This window comes from Njordella aestuarii, from assembly GCF_056494165.1.
The window spans coordinates 4,936,285-4,953,278 of sequence record NZ_CM151397.1 but is presented as its reverse complement, the minus strand read 5'-3'; the positions used below and the strand labels follow the sequence as shown (position 1 = coordinate 4,953,278).

Here is a 16,994-nt window from a genome sequence, read left to right as displayed (position 1 = left end):
AAATGTCAAATACATTTTATCCGATAGTCGCGGGACGTATAAGCGATTCGCTCAATCGCATGCGTTCGCTATCGCAACTGCAATACGACCAAATAGCGATGAACCACTTGCAGACTCAGCTTGCAAGTGGTCAGAGATTTACAAAACCCAGCGAAGATCCTGCTGCAGCCATCCGAGTTCTTGCGCTGCAACGTATGCAAGAGAACCAATCACAGCGACTGACCAACCTAAATTCCGCTAACAGCTATCTTTCCGTTACCGAATCGTCGCTATCATCAGCAAGCGAGTTGCTCAACAGCGTGAAAGGCTTGGCTTTAGAAGCAGTCACGAACCTTACCAACGAAGCGGATCGTGATGCGCTGGCCTTCCAGCTTGAAGATCAAATCAACCGTTTGCTGACACTGGGGAATTCGCAGTTTCAAGATCGTTATATCTATGGCGGCGGTCTCGTGCGCTCCGCCCCCTTTACGTTGGATTCACAAGGAGTCGTCTTCAACGGTGATGATTTAACGCTACAGACGGTCGGAGCCCAAGACACCCTGATTGCGCACAGCGTGCCCAGCACCGCCGCCTTTGGTGTGAATTCGCAAGGTGTCGTCGGCTCAGTAGACTTGAATCCGGCGTTGTCCCAAGGAGTGAGGCTTTCGCAGTTGAATGGCGGGGCTGGCATTAGTCCCGGCGCCATTCAATTTTCGGATGGCAGCAATCAAGTCGTTATCGATCTGGCAAACACCTATCGACTGGATGATATCATCACCAAAATCAATGCTGTGCAGATCAACGGGCGCGATATCTCTGCTGTCGTGAATGGGAGCAACATCGAGATCAATTACGCAGATAACGCAGGCGGGATTCTGCGAGTCACTAGTGTTGGGGCTGGTCGGACTGCGGCAGATTTGGGGATTGAGACAACGGTGGCTGCGCCCGTGTTGCCAATCGAGGGCTTAGATCTAGATCCAACGGTTGAAAAGAGCACCCTTCTCTCTGACTTGAATGCCGGCGCAGGTTTCAGTCCTTTGGGCGGTATCCGCATCCACCAAGGCAGCAAAACATATTCAGTGGATTTCGCAGGCGCAACCACTGTCGAAGATATGTTGATCAAAATCAACAACTCCGGTGCGCACGTCAAAGCTGAGATCACTCCAGATGGTCGAGGAATGCAAGTTAAATCGACGTTGAGCGGTGCTGACTTTTCTATTTCCGAATTAAATGGAGATCTGGCAACTCGACTTGGCTTGAAAACGTTTCATGGCGATGTGCGATTAGCAGACTTGAATCACGGTCAGGGCATCTTTTCTGGGCCTAACAGCGATTTGGAAATAGTCCGAAACGACGGTACTGTCTTAAGAGTCAACCTCGAGGGGGCAGTGACCGTTAACAATGTGCTGTCCAAGATTAATACACATGTGGATAATCAGAATCCCAATTCCAGGGTTACCGCGGCACTGAATCCTCGCGGAAATGGAATCGTACTTTCTTCTGTACCCGCACTTCTTCCCGTCGTCAGCGAGCCGATCCGTATTCGAAATGCGGGCGGGTCGCAAGCGGCAACGGGACTAGGATTGGTGCCTGCAGGCGAGACAGAAGTGATCGCAAACATTGACGGCCTGGGGAACTATCAAATCACGGGCGTAGATCCCAATCCGCAAGAAGTAAAAGGGCTATTCAACTCGCTGCTCCGACTCCGCGATGCGGTGCAAAGCGGCAATGCTGGCGAAATCGAACGCATCAGTTCGATGTTGGACGAAGATATTTCTCGGGTGAGCGCAATACGTGGACAAATCGGGGTGTTTCAGCAAAAGATTGATTCGCTGATCGATACGACTGAAGACCAGAAAATACAAGCTGCAGCCGATCAATCCAATCTTCTAGACACCGATTTCGCGGCAGCCATTGCCGAATTGAACGCGCGGCAAACGGCCTATCAAGCTTCGTTACGATTGCTAGCAGACATGAATAGCTCGACGCTTTTCAACTATATCTAGAGAATTGCCGATTTGTCATAAGTCCACTGGTAATCTGTGTCGATAATAACGATGGCACCTTCAAGTGCCACTTCAGTACGACCAAGCTTACCCGATGGTGAAGCCATGCAAATTACGTCCAGCCGGTTCGGCTTATTGAACATCGAACAAAACGACATCATCCTGATGCCTCACGGCCTGATTGGATTTGAATCGTCGCGGCACTGGGTGCTGTTGTCCAATCCGAACAACGAAGGTATTGCTTGGCTACAGTCGATTGCACTCGCTCACGTCGCTGTGCCCGTTGTGTCGCCTCGCCGGTTTGATCCCGACTACAGAGTCCATGTGTCCAAACGCGATCTCTCCCATTTGCACCTGCGACCGACCGATTCCATGTACGTGCTTAGTGTCGTAAGCCGTGACAAGGAATTGCTAACCGCAAATCTCAAGAGTCCGATCTTGTTAAACGCGACACGGCAGATTGCTGTGCAAATCATAACAACCGATGCACAGGTTCTAGCGTTGCCGATCGGAAAGATCTCGCGGAAACAAAGCAGCAGCGTTCATGTTTCGCGGCAGGCTGCGTAATGCGAATGTGATGCGAATTCAATACAGCATTGATCATACTAAAACGGCACATCTTCGCCGTCGTCAGCGCTTGCTTCATCAAAAGCATCGTTAGGGTCTTGTTTCGCGGCAGGCTTAGCACCGCCGCCGACAAGCTCAAATGAGAATGCTTCTGCCGACAGAAAGAACTTTACTTCGCTCTGCGGGTCTCGCTGCCATTTTCGACCCGTTAAACGATAGCTGACAGTGACTTGATCACCAACGTTCAAGCTATCAACTGCATCGCAACTGTCCTGCAAGAACTCAACAGGAATATAGTTTACGAAACGCCCGTTGTCCTGTTCGAGAACGACAAGTCGCTTTCGAAATCCTTTGGCGCCAAAACTTTTGGTGTCTTCAATTAAGTGGACAACTCCGCTGATCTTCGAATCACTCATAAACGCTGCCTGAATGTTTTTTATGTTGGCTGGTGGAATCGGAAAGGTCGTGTTTTTAGTTTCCGGCTCATAAAAATTCAACCGGGTGATGATCAGACCGCCGTTCAAACTCGAAAAGCGGTCGTCAGAGCTTTACTAAGTGTCATCGTCGGGAAGTTCGTTGTACATGTCCTCTCTCGATTTGAGCTGAAAGAACAAAGCTCTTTTTTGGTCGGGCAAGGAATAGTCGAAGCCTAAAGCACGAAACATGCTCTCGGAAGCGCTGATCGCAAGCACTTCCAGAACACCTTTCTCTCGTGCTCGCTCCACGCATTTCTGGACAAGCTTTGAACCCAGCCCCTGCCCCTGAAATGCCTCGTGAACAGCCAAGCATTGAATTTCAGCTAACTTGCGTGAGTAGATCTCTACCGCCGAAAAACCCACAATTTTTTGCGTGCCATCACCGAGGTCCACCGAGGCGACGAAGCCGTTTGCAACCAAACCCATCATCTCGTTTCTGGTACGCTTCAGCAACTTACGCGCTACGACATAAGGTTTTAGCAACCCTTGAATGCCAGGTAAATCATCTAACGAAGCGGACCGAATTTCCACCGCTTCATGGTCCGGCCTTCCTGTTTTTTCACCAATAATACTTTCCGACAATCTCAAAAAACCTTGTTTAACGAGAAGTTAGCTTCTTACTCACCGATTCATGAACTCGGTTCGCACGAATTTTACACGAAAAGATTACCAGATCGATTCGTATTGCAAAATCCCAGCTGGAAGCCCACGAAAACGCCCTCGCCCAGCGGATTATTGCGGTGCTCCTAATAACTCAGTGGCAGGCTCGGTTCCGTACTTTCAAGATTTACGGTCAGCCGATTGACGTCTAAATGTCTAAAAAGAACCTATCAAACCGCGACAGTTGAGGCCGACTGGATTGCAAGAATAAGAGTAAAAGTTTGTTAGGGAATCTGCGATACGCGTAAGGACGGTGAGGGGAAAACTCGCATGATTTGCGAGCCCATTTCGCGATATCACGGCACGAATCATGCGTTGCGTTAAGACTGCTACCTTTGGGCAGATCAGTTTACAACCTTTGCGGAGAACAAAAAATGGCGATGAATGATACAGCGAATTTGAGCGGAGAGACTGTGATCGGCGCGTTCAACTCTCATGAAGAAGCGCAGCAAGCTGTTCGCGGACTGAAAACTGCCGGATTTGCCGATAACCAAATCGGCGTCGTGTCGGTCGATCATGAGGGAACCTATCAAGAACAAATGGATGGCAACAAAGCTGATGAAGGAGCTACAATTGGTGCCACCACCGGATTAGGAGTCGGAGCCTTATGGGGGCTCGGTATTATTGGTGGAATGCTTCCCGCAATTGGGCCGGTAATCGCCGGTGGTGCGTTAGCTGCCGTCGCAGCAAGCGCAGTCGGAACTGCAGCGGCTGGGGGACTAGTGGGAGCTCTCATCGGAATGGGTATTCCCGAGGAACAAGCAAACTACTACCAATCAGAGTTTGAGCAAGGTCGTACAATCATTACCGTACGCGCCGAAGGCGTTGCTGCCGCGAACGCTCGGCAGATCCTAAAACAGTACAACGGTTACGACTACGAGAACCAGAGCGGTAATGTTCCTCACGATCCTCGTGAGCTTTAATTAGGCTCGATCGTGCACGGCGATGTAACATGCATGATGCCGTGCAGATAGGTTATTCGTGAAAGCGGCTTCTACAATGCCGCTGCTCCCGCCCCGATGCCTAACATTACCATGAGGAAGAGCACAATTGCGATTATGAGAAAGATGCCAAACGCTATCTTTGCGGCAGCCGCGGAAGCGCCTGCAATCCCAGAAAAGCCGAGAGCTCCAGCGATCAGCGAGACGACAATGGCAATGATGGCGAACGTTAAAAGATCCATGGGGCTTTCCTCCGATTGAGATAAACAAAACTTGTTTCGCTCGAGAACCGCAGATCTCATTCCATCGTCCAAAACGCAGTGCTACTTGCACTCGTTCTCCCAAGCTTCGCGAAGCATCCACTCTTGATTGGTTCGGAAACGTACAAGTTGCTTGTTTGTCGACCATTGAGGCGCAAGGGTGCCCTCTTGGTAAGGGACGTGCACAGCGATCTGCCTGCAGGCTAGGACCGCTTAGTTGCGGACGTGATGTTACAACTTTCGCCGTCGTAATGGATTGATAGAACTCCAGCTTCTAGCTGTTTCATCACTGATGCAATCCGCAATTCGACGACAGAATGATCAGTGCCGTCACGGGTTACGAACTCTTCAATGATCGCGTTCAAAGTACTCGCGGCTAATTCTTTGTAAGGAATTTCCATATTTATAGTACTTGCCGGTGCTCTACCACAGATGGGCAAAATCACACTCAGTTGGTCGGCCGTTTATGTTCTTCCAAACGGATCTGATCAATCACACGTCGTATCCCATCAACAGCAGAAACACTGCGCAAGATAGCTTTCCGTTCGTGCTCATAGCGAATCGATCCAGTGATCGTTGCGTCTCCACCGCGCACAGTAGCTGTGATTTTTCCAGAGCTCGCGCCCTTCTGCATCATTTTGCGTTGAACTTGTTGGAGCAACGTTTTGTCGGATATATTTTTGTCCATCATCATCACCTTCAAAAAGAATTTTAAGAGACGGCAATCTTTAGCAGGATTAACTGCGAGCGAGGCCTGCTGGCTATCACGTGGCAGGCTTCGAAACCTCAACGATGTTATAGACGGGAGCATTGTTATCTCGAGCTAAGTGATGCGTTATCCCGACCTGCTGTAAACTCGCTTGCATAGCTTCCAGCAGTGTCGTTAGAGGGACGGCGAAGAGAAGAGAATCGTCGGGACTTGTCGCATCAATAACAGCAAGTTGTAAGATTCCATTTTCGTTGTTGATCACATCGCGGAGGAACTGCTTAACAAGTGGATAGGGCGTTGCGTTGACTTCGTTCCCCGCCGAAAACAGGTCGTATGCGCGTTTATCGGTGAATGCGTACGTCGCGGAAACCATAGTCGATTCTGCCATGGCAGGGCCGATGCGATTTGTGCCTGCCCGTAGAACATAACGCGGTACGAGCACGGAGAGCGGATGAGCTATAACGCTTGTCATGCAAACATCGATCTACTTGAGTCGAAGAAATCGCAGTTAAACTCTGCGACAAAACCAACAGGGAAAGAATTTGGCGAGCGAACTTAGATCGCCAACTGCGGACCATAGAGCGTTGGAAATTCAGCGAATGGTCTCGGCTGAATCAAGAGCGACGTCGGGCTAGACGGGATAATTCGAGCGGAAAAGCCACTGGAAACAGTTTGGTTAGCAACCATCTTGAATCGGTAGGTACTCGAAGCAATGATGGCAGCAGATTGCTACAGGCCAGCTCTTGACAATCTTATTTGTAAGGTATATGCCCGTGATACGCAAGTGAAAACTGTTAGATTGCGACGATATCATTTGCCGTTGCAGGACGAAACGACCGTTCAATGTAGTCGACGCAGAAGTTATGTTCCCGCGCGCCGTTAAGAATGATCGATAGGTAACCATCGCTCGGTGCTGCCGATTCAAGGGAAAACGCGCTTCCGCCGACGTACGCGACGGCTGCAACGGAGCTACCTTGACCAGTGGTAACCACTACAGCCAACCGCCGATAGCAGTCGTCGCCAACACCTTCAAATAGATCTAGCATTTGCATCGAAGCAGGACTGCACTGGTAGATGATGCCGTGTACGGAGCTACCCGCGCTGGGAACAATGTTGGCGTAAACCTCTGACGATCCGTTCAGCTTTTGAAATCGAAATGCGTAATCAGCCAATCGAGCTGCTTGATAGTATCCCAAACTGCCCGTCCGACTTTGCATTTGCTCAAGCGAAAGGTTGCTACCATATGCGAAGTACCACACGTCTTCGTTCATCGATTAGCGTTTCTGATTTGTAATTTGTGATTGGTGAGCAGATCTTGCTATGTACGGCACGGCAAAAGTGTCTGGTCAAATCTTGGTTGTTTGTTGGTAAAGCGGTCGCTTGCGGTCATTCTGCGTTTGCATCTTACGTACAAGACATCTATCCTTGACAGGCGTCAGGCGGAAAACTTAAAAAATAACAAAGGTCCAGTTCATGTTAATCCAACTTGGATTTGAAATGGAGTTCTCGTTTCCAGAGCCTACCGCACTGGCCTTGATGCTCTATCTACATCCATCGCTCGATGCCAAAGTAAGAGGCTCGGAGGTATTGCAAATCCTACCGTATGTCTCCGAAACCCGTTATTTAGACATTTACGGCAATCGGTGCGGTCGAATCTATGTCAACGCTGGCCGGGTGAAGTTTATCAGCAACGCAATGGTTGAAGATAGCGGTAAACCAGACGAACTTGGTATCGGCGCCAGGCAATCAAGTCCTCAGGATCTGCCAAACGACGTTTTGTTGTTTCTATTGGCCAGCCGCTATTGCGAAGTTGACGGGGAGTTAAAAGAGATTGCTTGGGAGCTATTCGGCCACTTACCTGCCGGTTGGCCGCTGGTGCAAGGAATTTGCGACTTTGTTCACAATCATCTCCGTTTCGATTATATGAAGGCTAGTTCGACGCGGACGGCACTCGATGCTTATCGTGAAAAGACAGGAGTTTGTCGCGATTACATGCATTTAGCGATTACCTTTTGTCGCTGTTTAAATATCCCGGCAAGATATTGCACTGGATATTTAGGTGACATCGGCGTGCCCTTCTCTGCCTCACCGATGGATTTTAGCGCTTGGTTTGAAGTCTATTTGGGCGGTCGCTGGTATCCCGTTGACGCACGCAATAATACGCCTCGTATTGGGCGCACGCTTATGGCACGCGGTAGAGACGCGGCTGATGTCGCGCTAACGACTACGTTTGGTCGCAACAAGTTAGAGTCATTCCGAGTTTGGACCAACGTTTTGAGCAGCTAGTGTTTTGAGCACTGGAGTGATGTGAAAAGCGTAGTGCACGACTACTCAAATCCAACCACTTTGTTCTTGCGCAGAAGCTTCGACGCCTGAGTCTGCAAAGAGCTTTGAACCTCCCATGATTTGCAGGGCTCTTACATGATTTTGCTGGACTGTGATGGATGGGTTCAGTCTCAGATGCTCCGCCCTCACATTTTTAAGGTCTGTTAGGAGGTTCTCAGCACCACGCAGGTCGAATTGCTGTTGCGACTTTGTGATAGTTCCTAGCAGAGTCTACGATCGACTTCTCACCGTTCACCAGTTGCAAACTTTGGCATCACATTCTGCCACTATAGTTTTTAGACCATGCTATCGACCGTGAAACGGACCCGCTGGTATGTCAGTTGCAATGGACGACCAAGCAATTACGTCCTAGATGTTTCGTGCTCCTACTGTGCGCGGCAACTGTCTCCATTTATTTCAGAGAGTATGCATTATGAAAGCTGTTTGCTGGCATGGTCGCAATGATATGCGCGTCGACAATGTGCCCGATCCTGTCATCGAGGATGCTCGAGACATCATAATTCGAATCACAGCATCCGGTATCTGTGGGTCAGACCTCCATTTGCTCGCGGGCGCTGCCCCGGCCATGAAGGCTGGCGATATTATCGGGCATGAACCGATGGGTGAAGTTGTAGAAGTTGGCAAAGGCGTAACCAACCTAAGCAAAGGGGATCGAGTCGTCGTTCCCTTCACTATGTCTTGCGGGCACTGCTTTTTCTGCGAGAAAACCTTATATTCGCTTTGCGACAAATCGAACCGAAATGCCGACCAAGCGATTAAAATGATGGGACACTCGCCATCGGGATTGTTCGGGTACACTCATATGTTAGGTGGCTACCCGGGTGGGCAAGCCGAATATCTAAGAGTGCCGTATGCTGATAATGGCCCAATTAAAGTTCCTGATGGGCTCGCCGACGAACAGGTGCTTTTTCTGTCAGATATTTTTCCAACCGGATACATGGCTGCCGAAAATTGTGACATTGAGCCTGGGGATACGGTTGCAATTTGGGGATGTGGCCCCGTCGCACAGTTTTGTATTCAAAGCGCTTGGATGTTAGGGGCCGAGCGAGTGATCGCAATCGATTGTGTGCCCGAGCGGTTGGAGATGGCGAAACTCAAGGGCAAGGCCGAAGTCATCAATTTTGTGGAGCAAGATGTCTATGAGACGTTACAAGAGATGACATCTGGTCGAGGCCCTGACTGCTGTATCGACGCTGTCGGGGCAGAAAACCATGCGGCTAGCACGATCACATCAGCAGTGGATGATGCGAAAACTGCGTTGCATCTGGGTAGCGACCGACCTCATGTGCTTAACGAAATTTTCAAGTGCTGCCGTAAAGGAGGGAAAGTGTCGATTCCAGGCGTCTACTTCAGCAGCGTCAGTCTGCAATTTGGCACGGCAATTAATAAGGGTTTGCAGATGAAAATGGGACAGACCCATATGCAGCGGTACATGGAACCATTAATGCGTAAGATCGAAGAGGGTGCAATTGATCCCTCGTTTGTAATTACGCACAAAGAACCGCTTGAAAATGCTCCAGCCGCTTATGAAAAGTTTCGTGACAAGAAGGACGGTTGCATTAAAGTTGTGCTAGTTCCCTAACGAAGGATTTGCTTCGAGGACAGTCGCCGTGCAGTACCGTTCCTCTTCAAACTGTTACCGGATCGAAGTTTGCGGTCCGAATGGAATGGAACTGCACTTTAGGATTTTCACGCTCCAACAGTTTGGCATCCCATTCGGATTCCATCAGTATCGCGTCGTGTCCTAGATGATCTTTTACTAGCTTGGCCGAGTACGGAAGCTTAAGGTTCTTTTTCTCTTCAGCGCTAACGTTGAACCAACGGGCCATTTTGTAAGGCCGCCAGCTAATCGTCGTCGTCGCGTTATACTCAGTTTCTAATCGGAATCGGATGACATCGAACTGTAGTTCACCAACAGCAGCGAGAATCATTTCACGGCGCTTCGTTGAATCGTCGTGAAAGATTTGAATTGCACCTTCCTCGGTGAGTTGCTCGATACCTCGGTCAAACTGTTTGCGGCGCGATGTGTCCGGGCAATTCAGGATGGCAAAAAACTCGGGAGAAAATTGAGGTAATGGTTCGTACTGAATCAGAGTTTCTTGGCATAACGTGTCCCCTAAACGAAATTCACCTGGGCAGACAAGGCCAATGATATCCCCGGGATAAGCTTCGTCCATTGTCTCGCGATCCTTACCAAAAATGCGGAGCGCTCTAGGAAGTCTTAACCGCTTTTCGGTCCGGGCAATTGTAACCTCCATGTCGCGTTGAAATTTGCCTGTACAAATTCGCAGAAACGCTACGCGATCGCGATGTCGGGGGTCTAGATTAGCTTGGATCTTAAAGATAAACCCTGAGAATTCAGGTAAGTTCGCTTGTACAAGTCCCCGATTGCTCGCACGTTCGCCTGGAACTGGGCAAAGCTCAAGAAAACCACGCAAGAAGTGCTCAACACCACAGTTTGTTAAGGCGCTTCCAAAATAAATTGGTGTTTGCTCGCCGCGACGGTATCGCTCTGGTTCAAGCGTTGCACCTGCAAATCGAACGAGGTCGATTTCTTCACGCGTTGTTTCCACCAACGTCTCGGCTATTCCGTGAGCCATGTCATTTCCCGGTGTGGCCGGTGCATGGTCTTCGCTTTCAAATTCAAAGTCTTGCCAGCTGCGGATCGATGCTTCGGATCGACGGTTGCCGGTTCGATCGTTGAAAAGGTGAACGTTATTATTATTGAGGTCGACAAACCCTCGAAAATCTACGCCACTACCCAAGGGCCAATTCTGCGGAACCGGTTCAATCGAAAACTTTTGCTCGACTTCCGTTATGATTTCGAGCGGCGAACGACCAGGCCGATCGACTTTGTTGACGAACGTGATGACGGGAATTTTCCGAAGTGCACAAACTTTGAAGAGTTTTTCCGTCTGTGCTTCAATGCCTTTGGCTAAATCAATTACCATCACAGCTGCATCCGCTGCCATCAGCGTACGGTACGTGTCTTCGCTAAAGTCATGGTGACCGGGCGTATCCAGCAGATTAATTTGGCATCCGGCAAACTCGAAACTCAGCACAGTTGAGCTAACAGAGATACCCCGTTGCTTTTCAAGTTCCATCCAGTCGGATGTCGCTGCACGTTGGGTTTTCCGACCGCGGACGGCTCCTGCAACTTCGATGGATCCGCCGTAGAGCAAAAGTTTTTCGGTGAGGGTCGTTTTTCCGGCGTCGGGGTGCGAAATAATGGCAAACGTCCTTCGCCGTTGTCGTTGAAGTTCAACGGATTCATCTGCCCCCACTGGTAACGCATTCATTAGTTTGGCTGATCCTACTTGACTAAAGGAATCATTGTCGGACCGCTGGCAAACGTCGTCCTACATGTTCATGAACAATCAGCAGCTATAATCGGTCATAATCAACATTTCTTCAATCGCAAAGCCAGCAACGACGGAGTTGTTCGTTGAACCGCGTGCCCGAACGGGCCGTGCCATCGCCATCAGACGTCACAAACGCGAGGCCGCTAAACGAAATGCAGCGGCATGGGCCTGAAAGTCGGAAAAATGCGAAGGCCCAGCCGAATACAGGCAACGTCGATATATTATCGTACGGAAGTAAATTGATTTGAGACTGCAACATTGACAGCAATGGTCTTCGTTACATTAGATTGACCAACAATTACACCAAGCTGAGGCGACTTATGCCATCCCAACCGTTTCGCCATGAAGAAGCAAGATTAAAAGAAAACGGTGACCAAGTGAATACGCTAAGTATCGGCGACCTCACTACAACGCCGACCGAAGCGCCCGGTTCAGCAAATGCGAATTTGCCAATCGAATTTGGCCGTTATCGATTGCTTAAGAAGCTAGGCGAAGGAGGAATGGGCGCGGTTTTTTTGGCTCATGACTCCGAACTGGATCGCCGCGTTGCGCTCAAGTTGCCTCATTTTACCGGCGTTGAAAAAGCCGCATTTTTGGAGCGATTTAGACGTGAAGCTAAACTCGCAGCTAAACTAGATCATCCGAATATCTGCCGTGTTTTCGATATTGGAGAACACAACGGACGGTTGTACCTAACGATGGCCTTTGTCGAAGGCAAATCGCTTTATGAAATCGTAAAAGCTCGAGGAGCAATTGAGCCCCGTACAGCCTGTCAACTGATCAAACGCATTGCTACAGCGGTGCAATTCGCTCATTCGCAAGGAATCATCCATCGCGATCTTAAGCCAGCGAACATTATGATCAAGAAGGATCGAGATTTCGTGATTATGGACTTCGGGCTTGCGCGTCTGATAGACCATGACGATGCCCCGCTAACTGCTACAGGAGCAGTACTTGGCACGCCAGCGTACATGTCTCCTGAGCAACTACTGGGAGAAAACGAAAAGATAGGGCCTCCATCAGACGTTTACAGCTTAGGAATAATGCTTTTTGAGCTACTCGTTGGTCGCCGACCGTTTCAGGGTAGTGTAACACAAATTTACGCACAAATACTATCGACCCAACCCGCTTTACCATCTACGGTTCGCGAGGAAATCGACTCAGACTTAGACAAGATTTTTTATGATGCCACGCGTAGAGACTGCGCACACCGGTTTCAATCGGCAAATGATTTGGCGCAAGCCCTTGATAGCTACCTTAGAACTGCTCCGAACAGCAAATCAGCAGTTGTTGCCGCAGACGCAGCATCAGACCCTTCCCACGCAGGGAATATTGGTCTTGGTAGGTTGCTAAGCGAGCCAAGGAACAGCAGACCTTCAGTTCAGATGCCTAAATCGAAGCCCAAGAGCAGTTCGGTGGCGGGCCGATATAGGAATTATATTGGCGTCGGAGTTGTTATGCTGACCATAGCCATCTTGATCGCTTGGCTAGGAGGAATTCTAACCGTCAATACACCAGACGGGACGATTGTCATTGAGGGCATGCCCGCAGACGGCGAGGCAACCGTTGACGGAAAGAAGGTGACAGTTACTTGGAACCAAAATGAAAATCGAGCTGAAATCAGTATCGAACCTGGAGAACACCGATTAAACATTTTCGTGGAAGGAATTCTGGTCCAAGGCGAAAAAGTTACCATCAGACCGAATGAGGCTACTAGCCTGACTGTTCGTTATGCACCACCAGAATCGACGGCCATTTCGAATTCACCAAATCAAAATGTCTCACATGAAGGGCTGTCGGTAGACGCTCCTCAAGCCTCTGTGAGTTTTGTTGAGACGCCATTCGAAGCAGGATCTGTCTGGACTGATACTGAAGGAAATTTAAAGCTGGTCGTTCTCTCGAGAACAGGTGAGAGCTTTGAAGCGAGATTCAACGTAGGTGATAGAATCGAACGCCTAGTCGCTGGTACAGTTAAAGGAAACGAAGTCAGTTGGCTGGCTCGGAATGTAACGCGTGTTAGCGGGACAGTTGGCGCAGACAACTTCGGAAAGCTAGTTCGAGATGAATCGGGTGATCGAATTGAATTTCGATGGCAGGACGAGTCTCAGAATTCTGGGGTTTTTGAGCTGCGAAAACAAAAGACCGACACGTTGCAAATCGCAAATGAAATCACGATTCTCGGCACCGGTAATTGGGGTATCCAGGAATTTGAAAGTAAACAAACTCTGTTGCAGCTTGACGTGTTTCGCGGACTTTCATCTATACTTTTTGGAGATCCGTCGTGGTCGGAATATGACATCTACGTGCGTGCAAGAACAGAAGGCGGTAGTCAAGGTTTCAACGTGATTTTTCATCAAAATACGAATGGTGATTACGTTGGCCTAGCTTTCGGCTCTTATGGAAACACAGGGCATGACTTGGCGACTGTCGTCAATGATAAGTGGTCTCGAGACAACAAGTACTTCCAAGCTGTGGATGATAAAACGAAGATCAAGCAAAATGAGTGGTACGACATCAAAATTAAAGTTCGGGGTGCAAAGAGTCAAAGTTATCTCAATGGCAAGTTGCTTTTCGATGCCGTCTATGCAACTCCTGCGCGTGGGAGAGTTGGGCTTTCTACTTGGGATTCGAAGGCCCGTTTCAAAGAAATCCTGGTAACGGCACCGGATAACAAAGACATTGTGTTGTGGCAGGGACTGCCAGATCCAAAACTTGCGACTGTTTCCCGCGACTAGCCCTCAGACGAATCGATTGTAGAAGTCGGCATCTGTAGCAACTGTGGACGCAAGGCGACATCTATCAATTTCAAATCTTTTTGAATTTGGCATCCCAATCGAGATTGGACGGAAGTTGGCTATGAGTTTTTCCCCGAGACGAGACTTGGACTGAGTCATTGAACGACTCGCAAAGTGGAACTTGGATCTATTGTCACTATCCGTGATAGGAAGAATACTCTGAGTAGTAGAATTGGGAAATATCTTATCATTTTCTCCACCACTAGCCGTTTTGCAAGATTATGACAGACCCACCCGATAGACCTTGTGTTAACCAAGACTCAGAGACACTTGGCACGCAGACTCTGATGCAGTTAAAAGCTAACGACCAACAGGCGTGGTCCCGCGTCGTGAAAACTTATTACCCAAGAGTACACGGATGGGTCCGAAGTTCTGGACTCGATGAAGATTCCGCGTTCGACGTTTGCCAAGATGTGTTTCGCAGCGTGTTGCTGAGTCTGCAAAGCTTCCACATCAGCAGCGACCATAGCACGTTTGGCGGTTGGCTGCGTCGAATCGCCCAACGGCGCGTTGCAGATTACTTCCGAAGGTTTGGCAATGGCCGAGGCGAAGGTGGTACCGATGCAGTGGTTCAGTTGCGAGCGTTTCCTGATTTGCTTGATCAAGGAAACGTCGACGATGAACTTTTGCCTCGGGAGAGTTCTTACTCGGGAGTGTTGGAGCGAGTAAGGAATGAGGTCAGCGAGCAAGACTGGAAAGCCTTTGAGATGGCGTGTTTGGACGGGTTCACTAGCGGAAAGATTGCAGACAAGCTCGGTATGAGCGTGAATTCGGTTTACTTAGCCAAGTCGCGAATCAAGAAGCGAATGAATGAACTGCTGGCCGCGTCAGATACGGAGTAGATATGGATAGTATTCCAAATGACGAACTACTTCGGCGTTATCTGTCTGGTGACGTGTCGGATTCTGAACAAGCAGCCGTGCATCGTTATTTCGAAGGCAATCCCGCTGATTTAGATCGCCTTGAGAAGCTTGATAGTGAACTTGCCGACGTAGAATCATTGCCGTCGACTAATTGCCTTGAGCTCGGTATGACTGCAGCCGAGAGGTTGATCGAGCCAATCGCGACACTTAACCTGCCAAATCGCATCGACAGGTATTTGCTACATCATGCAGTTTCCGTCCGAGCTACATCTACTGTTTGTTTCGGCTCCGACTCGGTCGATGGAACTCTAGTTGCTGTAAAACTACTGACCCCGCTCGGCGGAATAGATCCCGTATCACTGGCACGGTTTCAACGCGAGATCAAAATTCTATCGTCGATCAAAGATGATCATGTGGTTCGCGTTCTTGATTCCGGCTCACACGCTGGTATGCACTACATCGTCATGGAACGTTTGGTTGGATGCGACCTATCCAGGTTGGTTGATGGCAAGGGCAGTCTAAATGAGCAACAGGTTTTGGCTATCGCTCATCAAGTACTGCCCGCTATGGTCAAGTTGCACACGGCGGGGATTGTTCATCGAGATGTTAAGCCGTCAAACCTGTTTCTGACCCAAGAGGGCATAGTCAAGATACTAGACTTTGGAATTGCCAGAGTGTCTGACAGCGAGACAGTTACAGTGATAGACGAAGTATTGGGATCGGTCGAATACCTGGCACCGGAACAAGCGCTTGAATCCTCCAGCGTCGATCAGCGAGCGGATATTTATGGATTTGGATGCACACTTTACCATCTGTTGGCGGGGCATCACCCGTTTAAGCTTCATGGACAAGGCAATTTGATTCGCTTGATTCTTGCCCATGCTCAAACGGAACTAACGCCAATTCACGTGGTCAGGTCGGATGTTTCGCCAGTGCTTGGAAGCATCATTCAAAAAATGTGTGCCAAGCAGCCGGAAGCACGCTACCAAAGTTGCAACGATATTTTAGTTAAACTGCCGCCGTGCCATGAATCGCTTGATGAGCTAGCTCGCGATTGTAGCAGGTACGATCAAAGTAACCTGATTGCCATTTCGCTCCGAAGGTCGGAAACGCACGGAAAGCCAACTTCTACGACCTACAATCGTCGCCGATGGTTAGCAGCACTAGGAATTTGTTTTGTTGTGATTTGTGGTATGGGTATCTACTTATCACGATTGGCGAAACCGGACCTGTCTTCAAAATTGGACGAGCCTGTTGTATCTCGTTCGATGGTGACCAACAGTTTCGACATGGAACTCACATGGATTCCACCGGGCCGCTTCAACATGGGCAGTTCATTCACGCCTGAGGAGTTATCGAAACTCGCGTGGGAATCTCAGCCACCGGAGTATTTCGCAAAAGATGTTCCTGAACATTCCGTCACAATCTCGAAGGGCTTCTTCCTGGGCCGAACCGAAGTAACTCAAAAGCAATGGTTTGAAGTGATGCAGACCAAGCCATGGATAGGAGAATACAAAAGGAAGGTACTCATCGGCGATCAGTACCCCGCGAGCTTCATTTCGTGGCAGGACGCCAATGATTTTTGCGACCGGCTATCGCGACTCGAAGGCAAGCGTTATCGACTCCCTTCAGAAGCAGAATGGGAATATGCCTGCCGAGCTGGGAGCAAGGGACGATTCAGTTTTGGAGATGCACCAGTAGTCGAACACTGCTGGCTGCTCGATAACAGTCAGCGGGATGGCGTGCCACTGGCACAACCAGTCGCACAGTTTCCACCGAACGAATTTGGGCTATTTGATATGCACGGCAATGTGCACGAATGGTGCCTGGACTGGTTCGACGAGAATTACTACGCTAACTCACCGAGCACTGATCCTCGCGGACCGGCCAGCGGAACACAAAGGGTTATTCGCGGCGGTTGTTTTGCGAATTCTGAATGGTGGGTTAGTTCGTTCAATCGTTGGCGTACTCCGCCCGAAAAACTTTGGGCTATCAAAGGTTTCCGCATCCTGCTCGAGGCCGACTGACAC

At 49.4% G+C, this 16,994-nt stretch carries 16 protein-coding genes; 8 read left to right on the top strand and 8 right to left on the bottom strand.

The genetic code is table 11. The features are described from left to right. Positions 1 to 2: 2 nt before the first annotated feature. Both SH451x_RS19535 and fliW read left to right on the top strand, forming a co-directional pair. Positions 3 to 1,985: a flagellin N-terminal helical domain-containing protein gene (locus SH451x_RS19535; protein WP_479358733.1), complete on the top strand. Its 1,983-nt coding sequence runs from the start codon at positions 3 to 5 to the stop codon at positions 1,983 to 1,985. A 105-nt stretch (positions 1,986 to 2,090) separates the two neighbouring features. Then, entirely contained in the window at positions 2,091 to 2,552 is a 462-nt protein-coding gene (gene fliW, locus SH451x_RS19530; protein ID WP_479358731.1) for a flagellar assembly protein FliW, read from the top strand. Positions 2,553 to 2,590: 38 nt separating this feature from the next. Here fliW and SH451x_RS19525 read toward each other — a convergent pair whose 3' ends face one another. Further along, the gene (locus tag SH451x_RS19525) at positions 2,591 to 2,968 is read right to left on the bottom strand and encodes a DUF3127 domain-containing protein (protein WP_479358730.1); all 378 of its coding nucleotides are present in this window, start codon (positions 2,966 to 2,968) and stop codon (positions 2,591 to 2,593) included. Between the two features lie 135 nt (positions 2,969 to 3,103). After that, positions 3,104 to 3,610, bottom strand: coding sequence for a GNAT family N-acetyltransferase (locus tag SH451x_RS19520; RefSeq protein WP_479358729.1), 507 nt, complete (start codon positions 3,608 to 3,610; stop codon positions 3,104 to 3,106). A 452-nt stretch (positions 3,611 to 4,062) separates the two neighbouring features. Between SH451x_RS19520 and SH451x_RS19515 the strand changes: the two genes are divergently transcribed. Then, positions 4,063 to 4,611: a general stress protein gene (locus tag SH451x_RS19515; RefSeq protein WP_479358728.1), complete on the top strand. Its 549-nt coding sequence runs from the start codon at positions 4,063 to 4,065 to the stop codon at positions 4,609 to 4,611. 71 nt (positions 4,612 to 4,682) lie between these two features. On the opposite strand, the gene SH451x_RS19510 is transcribed toward SH451x_RS19515, so the two are convergent. From SH451x_RS19510 to SH451x_RS19490, 5 genes are all read right to left on the bottom strand, one after another. Then, entirely contained in the window at positions 4,683 to 4,871 is a 189-nt protein-coding gene (locus SH451x_RS19510) for a DUF1328 family protein (protein WP_479358727.1), read from the bottom strand. A gap of 221 nt (positions 4,872 to 5,092) precedes the next feature. After that, the gene (locus SH451x_RS19505; RefSeq protein ID WP_479358726.1) at positions 5,093 to 5,290 is read right to left on the bottom strand and encodes a YheU family protein; all 198 of its coding nucleotides are present in this window, start codon (positions 5,288 to 5,290) and stop codon (positions 5,093 to 5,095) included. Between the two features lie 47 nt (positions 5,291 to 5,337). Then, complete coding sequence (locus SH451x_RS19500; protein ID WP_479358725.1) at positions 5,338 to 5,577, bottom strand: BON domain-containing protein; 240 nt, start codon at positions 5,575 to 5,577, stop codon at positions 5,338 to 5,340. 76 nt (positions 5,578 to 5,653) lie between these two features. Next, positions 5,654 to 6,070, bottom strand: coding sequence for a hypothetical protein (locus tag SH451x_RS19495; RefSeq protein WP_479358724.1), 417 nt, complete (start codon positions 6,068 to 6,070; stop codon positions 5,654 to 5,656). A 322-nt stretch (positions 6,071 to 6,392) separates the two neighbouring features. Continuing rightward, complete coding sequence (locus SH451x_RS19490) at positions 6,393 to 6,869, bottom strand: gamma-glutamylcyclotransferase family protein (protein WP_479358723.1); 477 nt, start codon at positions 6,867 to 6,869, stop codon at positions 6,393 to 6,395. Between the two features lie 202 nt (positions 6,870 to 7,071). On the opposite strand from SH451x_RS19490, the gene SH451x_RS19485 reads away from it, so the two are divergent. Both SH451x_RS19485 and SH451x_RS19480 read left to right on the top strand, forming a co-directional pair. Continuing rightward, positions 7,072 to 7,884, top strand: coding sequence for a transglutaminase-like domain-containing protein (locus tag SH451x_RS19485; protein WP_479358722.1), 813 nt, complete (start codon positions 7,072 to 7,074; stop codon positions 7,882 to 7,884). Positions 7,885 to 8,356: 472 nt separating this feature from the next. Beyond that, positions 8,357 to 9,526, top strand: a complete 1,170-nt coding sequence (locus SH451x_RS19480) for a zinc-dependent alcohol dehydrogenase (RefSeq protein ID WP_479358721.1) — start codon at positions 8,357 to 8,359, stop codon at positions 9,524 to 9,526. A gap of 46 nt (positions 9,527 to 9,572) precedes the next feature. On the opposite strand, the gene SH451x_RS19475 is transcribed toward SH451x_RS19480, so the two are convergent. Then, positions 9,573 to 11,243 (bottom strand): peptide chain release factor 3, encoded by a 1,671-nt coding sequence (locus tag SH451x_RS19475; RefSeq protein WP_479358719.1) that lies wholly within the window; start codon positions 11,241 to 11,243, stop codon positions 9,573 to 9,575. 383 nt (positions 11,244 to 11,626) lie between these two features. Here SH451x_RS19475 and SH451x_RS19470 point away from each other — a divergent pair, with 383 nt between their 5' ends. From SH451x_RS19470 to SH451x_RS19460, 3 genes are all read left to right on the top strand, one after another. After that, complete coding sequence (locus SH451x_RS19470; protein ID WP_479358718.1) at positions 11,627 to 14,041, top strand: serine/threonine protein kinase; 2,415 nt, start codon at positions 11,627 to 11,629, stop codon at positions 14,039 to 14,041. Positions 14,042 to 14,322: 281 nt separating this feature from the next. Next, positions 14,323 to 14,943 carry an RNA polymerase sigma factor gene (locus SH451x_RS19465; RefSeq protein ID WP_479358717.1) on the top strand — a complete coding sequence of 207 codons (621 nt, stop codon included), beginning with the start codon at positions 14,323 to 14,325 and terminating at the stop codon, positions 14,941 to 14,943. Between the two features lie 2 nt (positions 14,944 to 14,945). Continuing rightward, on the top strand, positions 14,946 to 16,991 hold the full coding sequence (locus tag SH451x_RS19460; RefSeq protein WP_479358715.1) for an SUMF1/EgtB/PvdO family nonheme iron enzyme: 2,046 nt from the start codon (positions 14,946 to 14,948) through the stop codon (positions 16,989 to 16,991). Positions 16,992 to 16,994 lie beyond the last annotated feature (3 nt).

Bases quoted from the DNA above. Each gene is read 5' to 3' on its own strand.
- SH451x_RS19535 (WP_479358733.1), top strand. From the start codon at position 3: ATGTCAAATACATTTTATCCGATAGTCGCGGGACGTATAAGCGATTCG.
- fliW (WP_479358731.1), top strand. From the start codon at position 2,091: ATGCAAATTACGTCCAGCCGGTTCGGCTTATTGAACATCGAACAAAAC.
- SH451x_RS19525 (WP_479358730.1), bottom strand. From the start codon at position 2,968: ATGAGTGATTCGAAGATCAGCGGAGTTGTCCACTTAATTGAAGACACC.
- SH451x_RS19515 (WP_479358728.1), top strand. From the start codon at position 4,063: ATGGCGATGAATGATACAGCGAATTTGAGCGGAGAGACTGTGATCGGC.
- SH451x_RS19510 (WP_479358727.1), bottom strand. From the start codon at position 4,871: ATGGATCTTTTAACGTTCGCCATCATTGCCATTGTCGTCTCGCTGATC.
- SH451x_RS19505 (WP_479358726.1), bottom strand. From the start codon at position 5,290: ATGGAAATTCCTTACAAAGAATTAGCCGCGAGTACTTTGAACGCGATC.
- SH451x_RS19500 (WP_479358725.1), bottom strand. From the start codon at position 5,577: ATGGACAAAAATATATCCGACAAAACGTTGCTCCAACAAGTTCAACGC.
- SH451x_RS19495 (WP_479358724.1), bottom strand. From the start codon at position 6,070: ATGACAAGCGTTATAGCTCATCCGCTCTCCGTGCTCGTACCGCGTTAT.
- SH451x_RS19490 (WP_479358723.1), bottom strand. From the start codon at position 6,869: ATGAACGAAGACGTGTGGTACTTCGCATATGGTAGCAACCTTTCGCTT.
- SH451x_RS19485 (WP_479358722.1), top strand. From the start codon at position 7,072: ATGTTAATCCAACTTGGATTTGAAATGGAGTTCTCGTTTCCAGAGCCT.
- SH451x_RS19480 (WP_479358721.1), top strand. From the start codon at position 8,357: ATGAAAGCTGTTTGCTGGCATGGTCGCAATGATATGCGCGTCGACAAT.
- SH451x_RS19475 (WP_479358719.1), bottom strand. From the start codon at position 11,243: ATGAATGCGTTACCAGTGGGGGCAGATGAATCCGTTGAACTTCAACGA.
- SH451x_RS19470 (WP_479358718.1), top strand. From the start codon at position 11,627: ATGCCATCCCAACCGTTTCGCCATGAAGAAGCAAGATTAAAAGAAAAC.
- SH451x_RS19465 (WP_479358717.1), top strand. From the start codon at position 14,323: ATGACAGACCCACCCGATAGACCTTGTGTTAACCAAGACTCAGAGACA.
- SH451x_RS19460 (WP_479358715.1), top strand. From the start codon at position 14,946: ATGGATAGTATTCCAAATGACGAACTACTTCGGCGTTATCTGTCTGGT.